This is a genomic window from Kingella sp. SNUBH-2017 (assembly GCF_028680565.1).
Taxonomy (GTDB): Bacteria; Pseudomonadota; Gammaproteobacteria; order Burkholderiales; family Neisseriaceae; genus Kingella_D; species Kingella_D pumchi.
On record NZ_JAPHVK010000002.1, the window covers coordinates 45,721 to 62,269 of the forward strand.

Consider the following 16,549-nt stretch of genomic DNA (forward strand, 5'->3'; position numbering starts at 1 on the left):
AAATAAACGATGAAAAACAAAACCGCCACTAAAAAACTGCTGCGCACCCTGCTGGCCGCCCTGCAGCGCTGGGAACAGACCCTGCCGCCGCCACCGGCTCAAACCGACTGGCGCGCCCTCGCCTACCGCTGGCAGGCCGATGGCAGCGGCGGCACGCTCAGCGCCCTGCCCGATCCGCATACTTTCCCGCTGGAGCGGCTGGCCGCCGTCGGCCGCCAAACCGAGCAGCTGGTGCGCAATACCGAACAGTTTTTGCACGGCCGCCCGGCCAACAACGTGCTGCTCAGCGGTGCGCGCGGCACCGGCAAATCCTCGCTGGTCAAAGCCATGCTCCACCGCTACGCCGGCGAAGGGCTGCGGCTGGTGGAAGTCGATAAAAGCGATCTTGCCGCCCTGCCCGCCCTGCTCACAATCCTGCAGCGCCGTCCCGAAAAATTCATTGTGTTTTGCGACGATTTGTCGTTTGAAGAAGGCGAAAGCAGCTACAAAGCGCTGAAAACCGCGCTGGACGGCGGCCTGTCGCAGCGCGCCGCCAATGTGCTGGTGTACGCCACCTCCAACCGCCGCCACCTGATGCCCGAATATCTCGACGAAAACGGCGGCCATACCGGCAGCCGCGGCGAAATCCACCAGGGCGAAGCCGTTGAAGAAAAAATCTCGCTCTCCGACCGCTTCGGCCTATGGTTAAGTTTCTATCCATTTGACCAAGAAGAATATCTGGCCGCCGCCCAAAGCTGGCTGGCCGATTTCGGCATCGGATGGGACGACACCGCCCGCCGCGCCGCGCTCAACTGGGCGCAGCTGCGCGGCAGCCGATCCGGCCGCACCGCCTACCAGTTTGCCTGCGACTGGGCCGGCCGCCTGCCCGAAGAGCGCCGTCTTTAAACCTTTTCAGGCAGCCTGAAAAGCCGTTTTGCCGTTTTCAGGCTGCTTTTGTCCAACCCTTTTACCAATCCGACCAACCATAATGATGAACCCGCAACCCGCTTCCAAACCCCTGATTATCGTCAAACTCGGCTCCGCGCCCGCCAGCGTCAGCGCCCGTTTCGGCGACTACGAACAACACATCGCCGCCCTGCTTGCCGACAGCGGCCTGCCGCTGCAGATTGTCCGCGCCGTCGATGGCGAAGCGCTGCCCGACTACCGCCAAATTGCCGGCGCGGTGCTCACCGGCTCGCCCAGCATGGTCGGCGAGCGCGAAGGTTTCAGCGAAACCGTGCGTGGCTGGCTCCAGCAGGCGGTGCCCGCCGGCCTGCCGGTGTTCGGCATCTGCTACGGCCACCAGCTCTTGGCCGACGCCTTCGGCGGCGAAGTCGGCGCCAACCCCAACGGGCTGGAAATCGGCACCATCCCGCTCGAGCGCCAGCCCGCCTGCGACGGCGACCCGCTGTTTGCGCCGCTGCCGCCGCAGCTGTACGCCAACGCCACCCATTTCCAATCGGTGCTGAAACTGCCCGCCGGCGCCGTCGCCCTGCTGGCCAACCGGCACGACGCTCACCAGGCCTACCGCTACGGCAAAAACGCCTGGGGCGTGCAGTTCCACCCCGAATTCACCGCCCCGCTGATGCAGGCCATGCTCGAATTGCGCCGGCAGGAGCCGGCCGCTGCCGGCCGCGATACCGATGCCGAAATCGCCGCCGTGCGCGACAGCGCCGATGCCGCCGGCATCCTGCGCCGCTTTGCCGCTTTTGTCCGCGAACAGCAGGAACGGCCGCAGGATTTTCAGGCTGCCTGATTGCCGGTTTATGCCATTAAAACACCCCGTTTCAGGCTGCCTGAAACGGGGCGTTTTATATTGCCGTCCAAAGGTTAAAAGCAGCCTGAAAACTTTGGCGGCGGCGCTGCCGGTTTTGCCTGCTGCCATTGGCTGCAGCGGCATGGCGATATTTTTCAGGCTGCCTGTTATCCCGATTATCGGGTTCAGGCAGCCTGAAAAATATCCGCTGCGTTTTATTCGAACAATTCGCCCTGCCCGTGCGGCGGCAGCACCTGTATGCCGCGGCTGCCGTCGGCCAGCGTCAGCTGCAGCTTCTGGCCGGTTTTCAGCGACGCGGTATCGCGCACCACTTTGCCGCGGGCGGTGCGGACGACGGCAAAGCCGCGGGCAAGGATGTTGTCGGGCGACACCGCGTGCAGCAGGGTTTGCTGCCGCTGCAGCCGCTCGGCCGCCTGCCGGAAAAACTGCGCGCCGGCGCGGGCAAAGGCCGCTTGGGCGGCGGTCAGCTCGCGGCGGTGGCGGGTGCCGTCGGGTTTTTGCAGCTGCAGCAGGCGCGCGGCGGCGGCGCTTTGCTGGCGGCGCTGCGCCAAATGCAGCCTGAAAGCCTGCTGCAGCTGCCGCGCCTGCGCCGACAGGCTGTCGCGCTGTTCCTGCAGCTTGCGGCGCGGATGCTGCAGACGGGCGGCCGCAGCGTCGGTGCGCTGGGCGGCGTGCTGGTAGTGGCGGCGCAGCAGTTCGGTGAGCAGACTGCTGCGGTTTGCGAGCAGGCGCAGCGTTTCCGCGCGGTCGGGCGCGGCCAGTTCGGCGGCGGCGGTTGGTGTCGGCGCGCGCAGGTCGGCGGCAAAATCGCACAGGGTGAAATCGGTTTCGTGGCCGACGCCGCTCACCAGCGGAATCGGGCTGGCGGCCACCGCGCGCACCAAGACTTCTTCGTTGAACGCCCAAAGGTCTTCGATGCTGCCGCCGCCGCGGCACACAATCAGCACATCGGCCTGATTGTGTTCGGCGGCAGCCTGAACGGCGGCGGCCAGCGTGCGTTCGCTGCCGGCGCCCTGCACCGCGGCCGGATACACCACCAGCGGGATTTCCGGCGCGCGGCGGCGCAGGGTGCTGACGACATCGCGCAGTGCGGCGGCGGCCAGGCTGGTGACGATGCCGATGCAGCGCGGCCGTGCCGGCAGCGGCCGTTTGCGCGCGGGGTCGAACAGCCCTTCGGCCTGCAAAGCCTGCTTCAGGCGCTCGTAGCGCTCGTAAAGCTGCCCCAGCCCCACCTGCCGCACTTGGGAAACGGTAATCTGAAACTCGCCGCGCGCTTCGTACAGGCTGATTTTTCCCGCCACTTCGATGTGGGCGCCTTCCTGCAGCGGCACAGCCAGACGCTGGGCGGCGAATTTGAACATCACGCAGCGCACCTGCGCGGCGCCGTCTTTGAGCGAAAAATAATAGTGGCCGCTGGCGGCGCGGGTCAGGTTGGACACTTCGCCCGCCACCCACAGGCCGGCAAAACGGCTCTCCAGCAGCTCGCGCGCCAGCGCGTTAAGTTCGGACACCGTCAGCGCGGCGGGGGCAAACAGTTCGGTCACGGCGCTCTCCGCAAAAAAAAGCGCGATTATAGCCCGATGCCTGTTTTTCAGGCAGCCTGAAAGCCGTGGGCGGGCATTTTTCAGGCTGCCTGAAAGATTGGATAGTGGACTGTGGCGGCAGCGCTGCGCCGATTTGTTGCCATCTGTTCCCATCTATCGGATAAATAGGGCTTAAAGGCAAAAAAACGGCGGCTGCCACTATCGGAAAAAGGCCGGATTTTGTAAAATAGCACCCGCTTTGGCGACGTGTTTCGCGCCGCCGGCCGCGATAATAATTTTTCTGCCGCCCGCCGCTTTTTGCCTTGCCTTCAGGCTGGGAAAAAACCTGCTCCGACTGTTTTCAGGCTGCCTGAAAACGGCGCGGGCGCAACCGCCGCAAGGCGGTTTTTTCTCCCACTTCATCTTGCCACGGAACCCGCACCATGACCTACATCCTGCTGTACACCTTTATTTATCTCGCATTTGCCGTCGGGGCGGTATTGATTTCGCAGAAATTGGGTTTGGGTTCGGTATTGGGTTATCTGCTGGCCGGCATCATCATCGGGCCGATGCTCGGTTTTGTCGGCAAAGAAGCGGAAAGCATCCAGCACGTTGCCGAGTTCGGCGTGGTGATGATGATGTTCCTTGTCGGCCTCGAGCTGGCGCCGGCGATGCTCTGGCAGCTGCGGCACAAGCTCTTGGGCTTGGGCGGGCTGCAGGTGCTGCTGACGGTGTCGGCGATTGCCGGCATCGCTGTGGCCTTTCACAAACCGTGGCAGACCGGCGTGGCCATCGGCTGCATTCTGGCAATTTCCTCCACCGCCATCGTGCTGCAAACCTTCTCCGAGAAAAACCTGATCGGCACGCCCGGCGGCCAGGCCGGCTTTGCCGTGCTGCTGTTTCAGGACGTGGCGGCAATCCCAATGATGGCGCTGATGCCGCTGCTGGCGCTTTCGGGCAAAGGCGGTGCCGGCGGCGGGCACGACAGCCACGAGTTTTCCAACTGGCTCGCCACCCAGCCCGGCTGGATCAACGCGCTGGTAAGTGCCGGCGCAATGGCGGTGATTGTGATCGGCGTGCGTTATCTGGTGCCGACCGTGTTCCGCTTTATCAGCAAACACCGGCTGCACGAGATGTTTACCATTTTCACGCTGGCACTGGTGGTCGGCATCGCCACTTTGATGTCGCTGATCGGCCTTTCGCCCGCGCTGGGCGCTTTTTCCGCCGGCGTCGCGCTGGCCAACAGCTCGTTCCGCCACGAAATGGAAAGCCATCTTTCGCCGTTTAAAGGGCTGCTGCTGGGGCTGTTTTTCATCACCGTCGGCGCCGGCATGAACTTCACGCTGCTTGGGCAGGAATTCGGCACCATTGCCGCGATGACCGCCGCCACCCTGCTGATCAAAGGCTTTATCCTGTGGCTTTTGGGCAAGGTTTTCAGGCTGCCTTCGCTGTCGGGCAAACTGTTTGCCCTAAGCCTGGCGCAGGCCGGCGAATTCGGTTTTGTGCTGCTGTCCATCGCCCGCCAAAACCACGTGCTGCAAAAATCGCTGGCCGACCGCACCGCGCTGGTGGTGGCGCTGACCATGGTGCTGACCCCGCTGCTGTTTATCTTCTATGAAAAAGTGCTGGCGCCGCGCGCGATTGCCGGCGAAAACGAAGAGCGCCCGCACGACAGCGTAACCGAAGAAAACCCCGTCATCATTCTCGGCCTCGGCCGCTTCGGCCGCCACATCAACAGTATGCTCACCGCCTGCGGTTTCCACACCACCGTCATCGACCACCACGCCGAGATGGTCGAAGGTCTCGCCAAACACGGCATCAAAACCTATTACGGCGACGCCACCAAACCCGAGCTGCTCAACTCCATCGGCCTGGCGCAGGCCAAACTGCTGGTAATCGCCATCGGCCAGCGCAAAGAAGCCACCGAGATTCTCGAGTTCGTGCGCCGCCACTATCCAAAACTGCCGGTGCTCGCCCGCGCCTACGACAGCCCGCACGCCTATGAGCTGCACCACGCCGGCGCCGACTTCGTGATCCGTGCCACCGCCGATTCCTCCATCCGCAGCGGCCGCATCGCCCTCGAACAACTCGGCCTGTCGCCGGAAAAAGCCCGCGAGCTGAGCAAACTCTACGCCGCCCGCGAGCGCCACCAGCTGGCCAAGCTGTCCAAATACTACGACCCCAACCTGCCGCTGTTTGCCAACGGCAAAATCATCGAAATGGCCAAAGAAAGCGACGCCGAAACCGCCCGCATGATGCAAACCCTGATGCAGGGCGGCACGGTGGAATGGCAGGAAGACCCCGAAGAGTGGACCTGGCTGAAAAAAGGCATCGCCTAAACGGCCGGTGTTCCGACAGCAAAGAGCAGCCTGAAAAACCCAAAGCGGTTTTCAGGCTGCTTTTTTGTGTCTGCCCTGCGTATTCGGCAAGCGGTTTTGCCCCATCAAAAAAAGCAAAGCGGGCAGCTGGATTTATTTGTCCTTTTGCATCAATCATCCCGACGGCTTAGGCTGGACAGGCGGGCTTGGGTTTCTTACCATAAACAATAGTAATTTTTGTTTGTTTTAACCAATTTTGTCGTTCTCTCCATTTTTGCAACCAATCAAGGAATCAGCCTGATGAATCCCAAAACCCTCTCTCATTCTTTCCGCTTCAGCCTGCTTACGCTGGCTCTGGCATCCGGTTTTGCTCATGCCGAAGACGATGGCAGCGGCACCGAGCTGCAGACGGTTACCGTGAAGGGCGCCAACCTTTCCACCCATCGGGTAACCACCAAAAAGCTTGACGAAACCACGTCAACCGATATGAAAGACGTGCTGTTTAACGAGCCTTCCGTCAGCTTCGGCGGCGGCAACGGCACTTCGCAATGGGTAACCGTGCGCGGCATGGGGCAGGATCAGATTGATGTGAAAGTGGACGACACCTACTCCGATACCCAGCTTTTCCACCACAACGGCCGTTTCCTGTTCGATCCTGCGCTGGTTAAAGTAACCGCCGTGCAAAAAGGTACCGGCTCGGCTTCTGCCGGCATTGGTGCCACCAGCGGCGCGATTGTGGCGCAAACCGTCGATGCCCAAGATTTGCTGCGTGAAGGCCGGAATGTCGGCTTTAAAGTCAATGCCGGCGTATCGAGCAATAAGGGCTGGAACCGCGGCCTGTCGGCATACGGCCGCGCCGGCGGCTTCGATGCCCTGTTTTCGGCCAACTGGGTTACTGAAAAAGACTACAAACCGGGTAAAGGCTACTCGCCCGTCGATGCCAGCGACACCGTGCGTAACAGCGCGCTCGGCCAGCGCGGCCTGCTGGCGAAAATTGGCTACAGCTTCAACGACGACCACCGCTTGGTATTAAGCCACCGCCAAGAGAAAACCTACGGCACCCGCGCCCTGCGTGAAGAGTTTGATTTCGGCCAGGCCGGCAATACTGCCAATAACCGTCCGAGCTACCGCATTCTCAAACAAGACACCACCAATCTCGAATATCTCGGCGCCAACCTAGGCTTTATCAGCAAGGCCAAAGCCAATGTTTACTACATGAATATCGACCGCGACGAATTTCATGCCAACCCCGCTTCCGATTTGGATGCGAAATTGCGCACCACCGGTGCCAACATCAATCTCGATAGCCCAATCTTCGGCAAACACACCTTGAAATACGGCATCAACTGGCGCAACCAGAAAGCCTCGCCGGGCTATATGCTGGCCGGCATCGAAAAAGAGAAAAAAACCGACAAAGGGCTTTATCTTGAAGGCATTTGGGATCTTGCCCCCGTAACCCTGACCACCGGCCTGCGCTATGACCACTTTAACGCTACCTTCTCCAGCGGCAAAAAAGTCTCCGGCCACAAACTCAACCCCAGCATCGGCGCGATTTACGACATCACGCCCGATTTGGCGCTCAATGCCAGCCTGAACTACGCCAGCCGCAGCCCGCGCCTGTCTGAAGTTACCCTGGCCGGCGAGCGGGTTTACGGCGCTGCCGACGATTTGAAAGCCGAACGCGCGCGCAATGCCGAAATCGGCGTCAAATACACTTGGAACAACGCCCTATCGGTTAATGCCAGCTATTTCAACCAGCAGATTAAAGACGTCCAAGCCGTTACCAACCGCATCTACCACAACGGCGGCACGCTGAAAAACAGTGGCTACGAAATCAGCACCAGCTACCGCTGGCGCGGCCTGACCGCCCGTGCGGGTGTGGCCTACAATAAACCAAAAATGCACGGCGCCAGCCTGGATTCCATCGTTACCGCCATTCCGATGGGGCGCACCTGGACCACCGGCCTTTCCTACCGCTTCGACAATCCCAATCTGGAAGTCGGCTGGCGCGGCCGCTTCGTGCAAAAATCGGTTTACGACGCCGCCAGCATCAGCCAGCGCGGCTCCGGCGGCACCAGCACCGTGCGCCCGGGTTACGGCGTAAACGACATTTATGTTAACTGGAAGCCCACCGGCAAAGACGATTTGAACGTTAATTTCTCCGTCAACAACATTGGCAACAAACTCTACAAACCACACAGCCAGCGCAGCAGCGCGCGCGACGGTTCGTCCCTGCCCGAAGTCGGCCGCGATGTGCGTTTGGCGGTCAATTACCGCTGGTAGCAATACTCGAGCAGGAACAAAAGCAGCCTGAAAACCCCAAAAGCGGTTTTCAGGCTGCTTTTTTATGCCCGACACGTTTGCCAAGCCGCCGTGCCCAAGTGCTAAAATACGGTCTGCCCGCACCGCGGCGCCGTTTTCAGGCTGCCTGAAGGTTTATCGGGCGCTTTTCCCGCCTGCAACAGGAGACTGCGTTATGAAAAAACTGATTCCCGCCCTGCTCTCGCTTGCCGTATTGGCTGCCTGCCAGCAGCAGCAAACTGAACCTACTGCACCGCCGGCCGCTTCCGAAGTGCCGGCAGCGTCCGCCGCATCGGCGGTGCCGGCGTCCGAAGCCGCATCGACACCCGCCGCTTCTGCCGCAGCCGGCGGCAGCACGAAAAAACTGACCGCTACCGATGTGCGTAAAGACGATATCGGCGGCGACTTCACGCTGACCGACGGCCAGGGCAAACCCTTTGCCCTAAGCAGCCTGAAAGGCAAAGTGGTGCTGCTCTCCTTCGGCTTTACCCACTGCCCCGACGTCTGCCCCACCGAGCTTCTGACTTTCAGCGACGCGCTCAAACAACTTGGCGCCGATGCCAAAGATGTGGCGGTGGTGTTTGTCAGCGTCGATTACGAGCGCGATACGCCGGAATTGATCGGCAAATACGTTTCCCAGTTCAACCCTGATTTTATCGGCTTGACCGACGACAAAGACGGCAAACGGATTCCGCTGATCAAGCAGCAGTACCGCATCGTGTCGGCGAAAACCGAGATCAAGTCCGACACCGTTTACAATATGGACCACACCGCCGGCGCCTATATTTTGGATAAAGACGGCGAAACCGCGCTGTTCGCGCCCTACGGCATGGAAGCGCCGGAGCTGGCGCAGGCCATCCGCACCCTGCTGTAAGCGGGCGTGCCGGCAGTCGGGCTTGGCTGCCGGCGCCCCAGTCCGTTTTCCTTTTCCCGATTTTTCAGGCTGCCTGCGCCGGCTTTTTGGCAGGCAGCCTGAAAAGCATTTTTCCGTTTTCAGGCTGCCCTGCTTTCAGGCTGCTGTTGAACCATGATTCCGAATCCCGATTCCGTCCGCCGTTTTTCCCCGTGGCTTGCCCGTCAGCTCGACGGCGGCCGTTTAAACCGCGAACGTTTGTCGCGCTGGCTGGAGCGGCCGCTCGACGCTGCCGATTTGGCCGCGTTTGCCGACTGGCCGTCTTTTCAGGCTGCCGGCGACGAAGCGGCACTCGGCGCGGCGCTGCGTGTGCTGCGCCGCTATGTGCTGGCGCAGATTATGGTGCGCGATTTGTGCGGCGCGGCGCCTTTGGACGAAGTAACCCGCAGCATCACGCTGCTGGCGGATTTTGCCGTCAATACCGCGCTGGAATTTGCCGAGAGCCGCTGCCGCGCGCTTTACGGCACGCCGATCGGCTGCCACAGCGGCCGGCCGCAGCATTTGAGTGTGGTGGCGATGGGCAAGGCCGGCGGTTTTGAGTTAAACGTCTCTTCCGATCTCGATCTGATTTTCGTCTATCCCGAAGCTGGCGAAACCGACGGCCGCCGCAGCCGCGACAATCAGGAGTTTTTCACCAAGGTCGGCCAGAAGCTGATCGCCCTGCTCGATCATGCCGACGGCGAAGGCTTTGTGTTCCGCACCGATATGCGCCTGCGCCCCGACGGCGACAGCGGCGCGCTGGTGATCAGCGAAACCGCGCTCGAGCAGTATCTGGTCAGCCAGGGGCGCGAGTGGGAGCGCTATGCCTGGTGCAAAGCCCGCGTGGTTACGCCACATGAAAACGGCATCGCCGCGCTGGTGCGCCCGTTTGTCTTCCGCCGCTATCTCGATTACCGCGCTTACGAAGCGATGCGCGGCCTGCACCGCCAGATCCGCGCCGAAGTCTCGCGCAAGGGCCTGCACGACAACATCAAGCTCGGCGCTGGCGGCATCCGCGAAATCGAGTTTGCCGCGCAGATTTTCCAGATGATCCGCGGTGGCCAAAACCGCGCCCTGCAGCTTAAAGGCACGCAGGAAACGCTGGAGAAGCTCGCCGAACACGGCATACTCGATGCCGAAACCGCCCGCGGCCTGCTCGATGCCTACCGCTTTTTGCGCCGCTGCGAGCACCGCCTGCAGTATTGGGACGACCAACAAACCCAAACCCTGCCGGAAAACGAAGAGCAGCGCCAACTCTTGGCAGAGAGCATGGGTTTTGCCGACTATCCGACGTTTTCAGGCTGCCTTGGGCAGCACCGCGCGCGCGTATCGGCGGTGTTTGCCGACGTGCTCGGCGGCAGCGGCGATGCCGCGGAAAACGACGGTGGCGGCAGCCTGTGGCAGCAGCTTGATGCCGCCAATGCCGCCGATACTTTGGGCGCGCTTGGTTTTCAGGCTGCTTCCGCCCGCGCGCTGGCCGAACTCAAGAACAGCAGCTGGTACCGCCGGCTCTCTGCCGCTGCGCTGCCGCTGTTTGACGCGGTGCTGCCGCGCGCCATCGAAGCGGCCGCCGCCAGCAGCCAGCCCGATACCGCCCTGCCGCGGCTGACCGAGTTTCTCAAAACCGTTAGCCGCCGCCCGTCTTATCTGGCCTTTTTACAGCAGCATCCGGCGGCGCTGGCGCAGCTGGCCGAACTCAATGCCCAAAGCGACTGGCTGTCGGACTATCTGCAGCGCCATCCCGCCCTGCTCGACGAATTGCTGTCTGCCCAGCTGATGCAGCCTTTGGACTGGCAGACGCTGGAGCAGAACCTGGCCGCCGCGCTCGACGCCTGCGGCAGCGACACCGAAGCGGCGATGGACGCGCTGCGCCATTTCCAGCACGCGCAGATTTTCCGGCTGGCGGTGCAGGATCTGGCCGGCCGCTGGAGCGTCGAGAGCCTGAGCGACGAATTGTCGCGGCTGGCCGATCTGGTGCTTGCCCAAGCCCTGCGCGGCGCGTGGCGCAGCATCGCCAAGCCCCACCGCCCCGAGCCGCAGTTTGCCGTAATCGGCTACGGCAAGCTCGGCGGCAAAGAGCTGGGTTATTCGTCGGATTTGGATTTGGTCTATCTCTATGAAGACGAGCATCCCGATGCCGCCGACACCTACGCCAAACTCGCCCGCCGTCTCGGCACCTGGCTTTCCGGCAGCACCGGCGCCGGCACGCTGTACGACATCGACCTGCGCCTGCGCCCCAACGGCGACGCCGGCTTTCTGGTGCACAGTCTGGCCGCCTTTGAAAAATACCAGCGCGAAGAAGCGTGGACCTGGGAACACCAGGCCTTGAGCCGCGCCCGCTTTATCTGCGGCAGCCGCGCCATCGGCGGCGCTTTCGAGCGCATCCGCCGCAGCATTCTCGCCGGCGGGCGCGACACCGCCGCGCTGCGGGAAGACATCGCCGCCATGCGGGCGAAAATCGCCGCTTCGCACCCGCCGCAGCCTGAAAACGTCAAATACGCCGCCGGCGGCATTGTTGACGTCGAATTCTGTGTGCAGTATCTGATACTCGCCCACAGCCGCCGCCATCCCGAGCTTTTGGAAAACTACGGCAACATCGCCCTGCTCGAAATGGCCGCCCGCCGCCGGCTGGCCGACCCGCAGCAGGCCGCCGCCGCCGTGGCCGCCTACCGCCGCTTCCGCTACCTGCAGCACCGCACCAGCCTGCACGACCAGCAGCCTGAAGCCGCCGCCGCGTCCGATTACGCCGCCGTCCGCAGCCTGTGGCGCAGCCTGTTTGGCAGCGAAACGCCGGCGGCAGCCTGAAAACCGACAAACACACTGCGACAACACAAACCCCATGACCACCGCCCAAATCATCGACCTGCACCGCATCCGCCTGCCCGACGGCACGCCCGTCAGCCGCGCCCTGCCTTCGCGCCGGCAGCGGCTGGTGGGCAGCCTGAACGGCCTGCAGTCGCCGGTAGCGGTGCACAGCCCGCTGATGGCCGCCGATCTGCGCTGCACCGCCGATGGCGAAGTGCGGCTGCCGCTGAATCCGGCCTTCGAATATGCGCTGGTGGTGCTGGACGGCAGCGCCGAAACCGCCGCCGGTGCCATCGACGACAACCGCTTCTGCGCCCTGGCCGCCGGCGGCAGCGAAAGCGAACTCGTGTTCCGCGCCCGTGCCGGCAGCCGCCTGCTGCTGATCGGCGGCGAGCCTTTCGGCGAAGAAATCGTGATGTGGTGGAACTTCGTCGGCCGCAGCCATCAGGAAATCGCCGACGCCCGCGCCGACTGGGAAAACACCGCGCCCCGCTTTGGCGAAGTCGCCGATTGCCGCGAGCGCATCGCCGCCCCCCGAACTCTCCGGCCGCGTTAAAGCGCAAAGCAGTTCTTAGGGCTGTCTTTTCAGGCTGCCTGAAAACAAAAAACAAGCCCGAACCCGCATTCAGGCAGCCTGAAAACCATCGCCGGCGCGCCCCGCCGTTTCAGGCTGCATTGCCGTAGGTGCGCCCCGCGCACCAAACCGCCCCGCCACAAACCCATACCAAAAAACTTCAGGCTGCCATCGCCACCCAATCGACAACGGCAGCCTGAAAATACCCGCTCGCAAACCATGTCCGAACACATCCTGATTATTTCCCCGTCGTGGATTGGCGACTGCGTGATGACCCAGCCGCTCTACCGCCGCCTGCACGAACTCTCGCCCGGCTGCCGCATCGACGTATTTGCGCCCAAGTGGTCGCAGGCGGTATTCGAGCGCATGCCGGAAGTGGCCGCCGTGCTCGACAATCCTTTCGGCCACGGCGCATTGCGGCTGCGCGAGCGCTGGCGCACCGGCCGCGAGCTCGGCCGCCGCGACTATGACCGCGTGATCGTGCTGCCCGGTTCGCTCAAAGCCGGTCTGATCGCCTTTGCCACCGGCATCAAAAAGCGCACCGGCTATGTCGGCGAAAGCCGCTATCTGCTGCTCAACGACATCCGCAAGCTCGACAAAGCCGCGCTGCCGCTGATGGTGGACCGCTACACCGCGCTGGCGCACCCGACGCAGGCCGATTTCAACGGCATCTCTTCGCGCCCGCTGCTGGCGGTTGATCCCGCATCGCGCGCGGCGGCGCTGGCCAAACACGGCCTGGACGCTGCCGCCGCGCCGGTGGCCTTCTGCCCGGGCGCCGAATACGGCCCCGCCAAACGCTGGCCGGCGCGCCATTTTGCCGCCGCCGCCCGCCATTACGCCGCCGAAGGCCGCGCGGTGTGGCTGTTTGGCTCGCAGAAAGACCATGCCGTTGCCGAAGAAATCCGCCAGCTTAGCGGCGGCGCCTGCACCAATCTGTGCGGCCAAACCACGCTGGGCGAAGCCATCGACCTGCTCTCCTGCGCCCATATCGTTGTCTGCAACGATAGCGGTCTGATGCACGTTGCCGCCGCCGCCGGCAGCCCGCTGGTGGCGGTGTACGGCTCGAGCAGCCCCGAGCATACTCCGCCTTTGAGCGATGCCGCCCGCATCGCCACCCTGAATTTGGACTGCAGCCCCTGTTTCCAGCGCGAATGCCCGCTCGGCCATACCGACTGCCTGAACAAACTGATGCCCGAGCAGGTCATCCGGCTGGCGCAGGAAGTACGGCGGCCGGATTAGGCGTTTGCCCGCGTACCGACAGCGGCAGCCTGAAAGCGCCCAAGCGTTTTCAGGCTGCTTTTGGCTTTCAGGCTGCTTTCGCCCCTGCCAAGGCAGCCTGAAAACACCTGCTTTGTGGCATAATGCCGCCTTTTTCCGGCCGCGCCGCGGCAGTTTTCCGAGACCGAATCCCATGACTTCCCCCCGCAAAATCCTCGTTACCTCCGCGCTGCCCTATGCCAACGGCAGCATCCATCTCGGCCACATGGTCGAGCACATCCAAACCGACATCTGGGTGCGTTTCCAAAAGCTGCGCGGCCACGACTGCCGCTACTGCTGCGCCGACGACACCCACGGCACGCCAGTAATGCTGGCGGCGCAAAAACTGGGCGTGCAGCCCGAAGACATGATTGCCCGCGTGCGCGAAGAGCATCTGGCCGACTTTAGCGGTTTTTTAATCGGCTACGACAATTACTACTCCACCCATTCTACTGAAAACAAAGAATTTTCCGAAAAAATCTATCTCGCCTTGAAAGCAAACGGCAAAATCGAAAGCCGCACCATCGAGCAGCTTTTCGACCCCGAAAAACAAATGTTCCTGCCCGACCGCTTCGTCAAAGGCGAATGCCCCAAATGCCACGCCGCCGACCAATACGGCGACAACTGCGAAGTGTGCGGCACCACTTATTCCCCCACCGAACTCATCAAACCCTACTCCGCCGTATCGGGCGCCACGCCGGTATTGAAAGAGTCCGAACACTTTTTCTTCAAACTCGGCGAGTGCGCCGATTATTTGAAACAATGGACTTCGGGCAGCACTACCCTTTCAGACGGCCGCGTGCAGCCGCATTTGCAGCCTGAAGCCTTAAACAAAATGAACGAGTGGCTGGGCAAAGACGGCGAAACCGCGCTTTCCGACTGGGACATCTCGCGCGACGCGCCCTATTTCGGCTTTGAAATCCCCGGCGCACCAGGCAAATATTTTTATGTGTGGCTCGATGCGCCCGTGGGCTACATGGCTTCGTTTAAAAACCTGTGCAGCCGCACCGGCATCGAGTTTGACAACTACTTCCGCGCCGATTCCGACACCGAGATGTACCACTTTATCGGCAAAGACATCCTGTACTTCCACGCGCTGTTCTGGCCGGCGATGCTGCATTTTTCCGGCCACCGCGCCCCCACCGGCGTATTCGCCCACGGCTTTTTAACCGTGGACGGCCAAAAAATGTCCAAATCGCGCGGCACGTTTATCACCGCCAAATCCTATTTGGAACAAAAACTAAACCCCGAATGGATGCGCTACTACATCGCCGCCAAGCTCAACAGCAAAATCGAAGACATCGACTTAAACCTGCAGGACTTCATCTCGCGCGTCAACAGCGATTTGGTCGGCAAATACGTCAACATCGCCGCCCGCGCATCCGGTTTCATCGCCAAACGCTTTGAAGGCCGTCTGAAAGACGTATCCGGCAGCGCCCTGCTGAAAAAACTCGCAGCCGAGAGCGAAACCATCGCCGCCGCCTACGAAGAGCGCGAATACGCCCGCGCCCTGCGCGACATCATGGCGCTGGCCGATGCGGTGAACGAATACACCGACGCCAACAAACCGTGGGAACTCGCCAAGCAGGCAGGCCAAGAAGCGCGCCTGCACGAAGTGTGCAGCGAGCTGATTAACGCCTTTTCCGTATTGAGCGTGTATCTCGCGCCCGTGTTGCCGCGCGTTGCCGAACAGGCCGCCGCCTTCCTGAATCTCCCTGCGCTTTCGTGGGACGCGGCCGCGCAAACCCTGCCCGCAGGCCATGCTATCAACCAATACAAACATTTAATGCAACGAGTGGAGCAAACCCAAGTGGACAACTTAATCGAAGCCAACAAACAAAGCATTCAGACGGCCGCCGCGCCCGAGCAAACCGAGAGCAAATACGAAAAAGTCGCCGAACAGGCATCGTTTGACGACTTTATGAAAATCGACATGCGCGTCGCCAAAGTCATCAACTGCGAAGCCGTAGAAGGCAGCACCAAGCTTTTGAAATTCGACCTGGATTTCGGCTTTGAAAAACGCGTTATCTTCTCCGGCATCGCCGCCAGCTACCCGAATCCCAGCGAACTCAACGGCCGCATGGTCATCGCCGTCGCCAACTTCGCCCCGCGCAAAATGGCCAAATTCGGCGTATCCGAAGGCATGATTCTCTCCGCCGCCGCCGCCGGAAAATTGAAGCTCTTGGACGTGGACGAGGGTGCACAACCGGGGGATAAAGTGGGTTAAGCCGTTTTCAGGCTGCCTTTTATTTAAACGAAGGCAACCTGAACAAGTTTCCTAATCTCTACGCTTCAAAGCATTATGAACAACGATCATTCCAATCAAAATTCATACGGTACCATCGCCCGCTGGCAAGATGACAAAGGTTTTGGCTTTATTATGAATCGAGCCAATGGCGAAGAAATCTTTTTCCATATTAGCCAATACAAAGGCAGCAGCCGTCCACATGTAGGTGAGCGCGTTATATTCAAAATAGAGCGGGGAAATAACGGCAAACTTCAAGCGGTTCGCGTTCAACAAGAAAGTTTTGTGTTAGAACAGCAGCGCAGACGCCGCCAATATAAACAACAGCAAGAAGCATTCGACAGCAAACGCAAATGGCACAGCTTCATTGCCATACTGCCAGTATTGGCACTTTTGATCGGCTACTTATTGGGTAATGTGCCGCTATCGTTACTCGCATGGTATTTGGTCTTAAGCGTTCTTACTTTCCTTTTCTATTACAAAGACAAATCTGCTGCACAAAACGGCAGTTGGCGCACACCTGAAAATACATTGCATCTGCTTAGCCTTGCTGGAGGCTGGGGAGGCGCAATGCTTGCCCAAACCTGGTTAAGACACAAATCTCAAAAGAAAGAATTTCGTTTCACCTATTGGATTACGGTAGGACTCAATCTGATCGGGTTAGTTTGGCTATTGACTTCATCTAAAGGAAAAATGCTTTTAAATTACTTTAGCAACTTGCTGTAATTCTTAAAGCCGTTTTAAAAAGCAGCCTGAAAGCAGAATCCCGCTTTTCAGGCTGCTTTTGCCGTCTGCCCCGTCAGGCAGCCTGAAAACGCTGCTGCTGCGGTTTCAGGCTGCCTGCGCCGATATGTTAAAATGCCGCCTTTGCAGTTTTG

At 60.9% G+C, this 16,549-nt stretch carries 11 protein-coding genes; 10 read left to right on the plus strand and 1 reads right to left on the minus strand.

What is annotated here, in order from left to right; genetic code table 11:
* The first annotated feature begins 9 nt into the window (after window positions 1-9).
* Together OP500_RS02555 and OP500_RS02560 are read left to right on the plus strand one after the other, a co-directional pair.
* A complete protein-coding gene (locus OP500_RS02555) occupies window positions 10-885 on the plus strand; it encodes an ATP-binding protein (RefSeq protein ID WP_274070080.1) in 876 nt (291 codons plus the stop codon).
* 82 nt (window positions 886-967) lie between these two features.
* On the plus strand, window positions 968-1,735 hold the full coding sequence (locus tag OP500_RS02560) for a glutamine amidotransferase (protein WP_274070081.1): 768 nt from the start codon (window positions 968-970) through the stop codon (window positions 1,733-1,735).
* Window positions 1,736-1,950: 215 nt separating this feature from the next.
* On the opposite strand, the gene xseA is transcribed toward OP500_RS02560, so the two are convergent.
* Window positions 1,951-3,300, minus strand: coding sequence for an exodeoxyribonuclease VII large subunit (gene xseA / locus OP500_RS02565; protein ID WP_274070082.1), 1,350 nt, complete (start codon window positions 3,298-3,300; stop codon window positions 1,951-1,953).
* A gap of 422 nt (window positions 3,301-3,722) precedes the next feature.
* Between xseA and OP500_RS02570 the strand changes: the two genes are divergently transcribed.
* The 8 genes from OP500_RS02570 to OP500_RS02605 all read left to right on the plus strand — a co-directional run bounded on the left by OP500_RS02570 (window position 3,723) and on the right by OP500_RS02605 (window position 16,397).
* Complete coding sequence (locus OP500_RS02570; RefSeq protein ID WP_274070083.1) at window positions 3,723-5,618, plus strand: cation:proton antiporter domain-containing protein; 1,896 nt, start codon at window positions 3,723-3,725, stop codon at window positions 5,616-5,618.
* Between the two features lie 279 nt (window positions 5,619-5,897).
* Entirely contained in the window at window positions 5,898-7,880 is a 1,983-nt protein-coding gene (locus tag OP500_RS02575) for a TonB-dependent receptor plug domain-containing protein (RefSeq protein ID WP_274070084.1), read from the plus strand.
* Between the two features lie 193 nt (window positions 7,881-8,073).
* Window positions 8,074-8,772 (plus strand): SCO family protein, encoded by a 699-nt coding sequence (locus OP500_RS02580; RefSeq protein WP_274070085.1) that lies wholly within the window; start codon window positions 8,074-8,076, stop codon window positions 8,770-8,772.
* A gap of 153 nt (window positions 8,773-8,925) precedes the next feature.
* Entirely contained in the window at window positions 8,926-11,595 is a 2,670-nt protein-coding gene (gene glnE / locus OP500_RS02585) for a bifunctional [glutamate--ammonia ligase]-adenylyl-L-tyrosine phosphorylase/[glutamate--ammonia-ligase] adenylyltransferase (RefSeq protein WP_274070086.1), read from the plus strand.
* 34 nt (window positions 11,596-11,629) lie between these two features.
* Window positions 11,630-12,151, plus strand: coding sequence for a pirin family protein (locus OP500_RS02590; RefSeq protein WP_274070087.1), 522 nt, complete (start codon window positions 11,630-11,632; stop codon window positions 12,149-12,151).
* Window positions 12,152-12,388: 237 nt separating this feature from the next.
* Window positions 12,389-13,408, plus strand: a complete 1,020-nt coding sequence (gene waaF / locus OP500_RS02595; protein WP_274070088.1) for a lipopolysaccharide heptosyltransferase II — start codon at window positions 12,389-12,391, stop codon at window positions 13,406-13,408.
* A 172-nt stretch (window positions 13,409-13,580) separates the two neighbouring features.
* Window positions 13,581-15,653: a methionine--tRNA ligase gene (metG, locus tag OP500_RS02600; protein ID WP_274070089.1), complete on the plus strand. Its 2,073-nt coding sequence runs from the start codon at window positions 13,581-13,583 to the stop codon at window positions 15,651-15,653.
* 75 nt (window positions 15,654-15,728) lie between these two features.
* The gene (locus OP500_RS02605) at window positions 15,729-16,397 is read left to right on the plus strand and encodes a cold shock and DUF1294 domain-containing protein (RefSeq protein WP_274070090.1); all 669 of its coding nucleotides are present in this window, start codon (window positions 15,729-15,731) and stop codon (window positions 16,395-16,397) included.
* The last annotated feature ends 152 nt before the right edge of the window (window positions 16,398-16,549 follow it).

What these genes read in the sequence shown, in the direction of transcription:
- OP500_RS02555 (WP_274070080.1), top strand. Translation starts at nt 10, where the DNA reads ATGAAAAACAAAACCGCCACTAAAAAACTGCTGCGCACCCTGCTGGCC.
- OP500_RS02570 (WP_274070083.1), top strand. Translation starts at nt 3,723, where the DNA reads ATGACCTACATCCTGCTGTACACCTTTATTTATCTCGCATTTGCCGTC.
- OP500_RS02590 (WP_274070087.1), top strand. Translation starts at nt 11,630, where the DNA reads ATGACCACCGCCCAAATCATCGACCTGCACCGCATCCGCCTGCCCGAC.
- metG (WP_274070089.1), top strand. Translation starts at nt 13,581, where the DNA reads ATGACTTCCCCCCGCAAAATCCTCGTTACCTCCGCGCTGCCCTATGCC.
- OP500_RS02560 (WP_274070081.1), top strand. Translation starts at nt 968, where the DNA reads ATGATGAACCCGCAACCCGCTTCCAAACCCCTGATTATCGTCAAACTC.
- OP500_RS02605 (WP_274070090.1), top strand. Translation starts at nt 15,729, where the DNA reads ATGAACAACGATCATTCCAATCAAAATTCATACGGTACCATCGCCCGC.
- OP500_RS02575 (WP_274070084.1), top strand. Translation starts at nt 5,898, where the DNA reads ATGAATCCCAAAACCCTCTCTCATTCTTTCCGCTTCAGCCTGCTTACG.
- waaF (WP_274070088.1), top strand. Translation starts at nt 12,389, where the DNA reads ATGTCCGAACACATCCTGATTATTTCCCCGTCGTGGATTGGCGACTGC.
- OP500_RS02580 (WP_274070085.1), top strand. Translation starts at nt 8,074, where the DNA reads ATGAAAAAACTGATTCCCGCCCTGCTCTCGCTTGCCGTATTGGCTGCC.
- glnE (WP_274070086.1), top strand. Translation starts at nt 8,926, where the DNA reads ATGATTCCGAATCCCGATTCCGTCCGCCGTTTTTCCCCGTGGCTTGCC.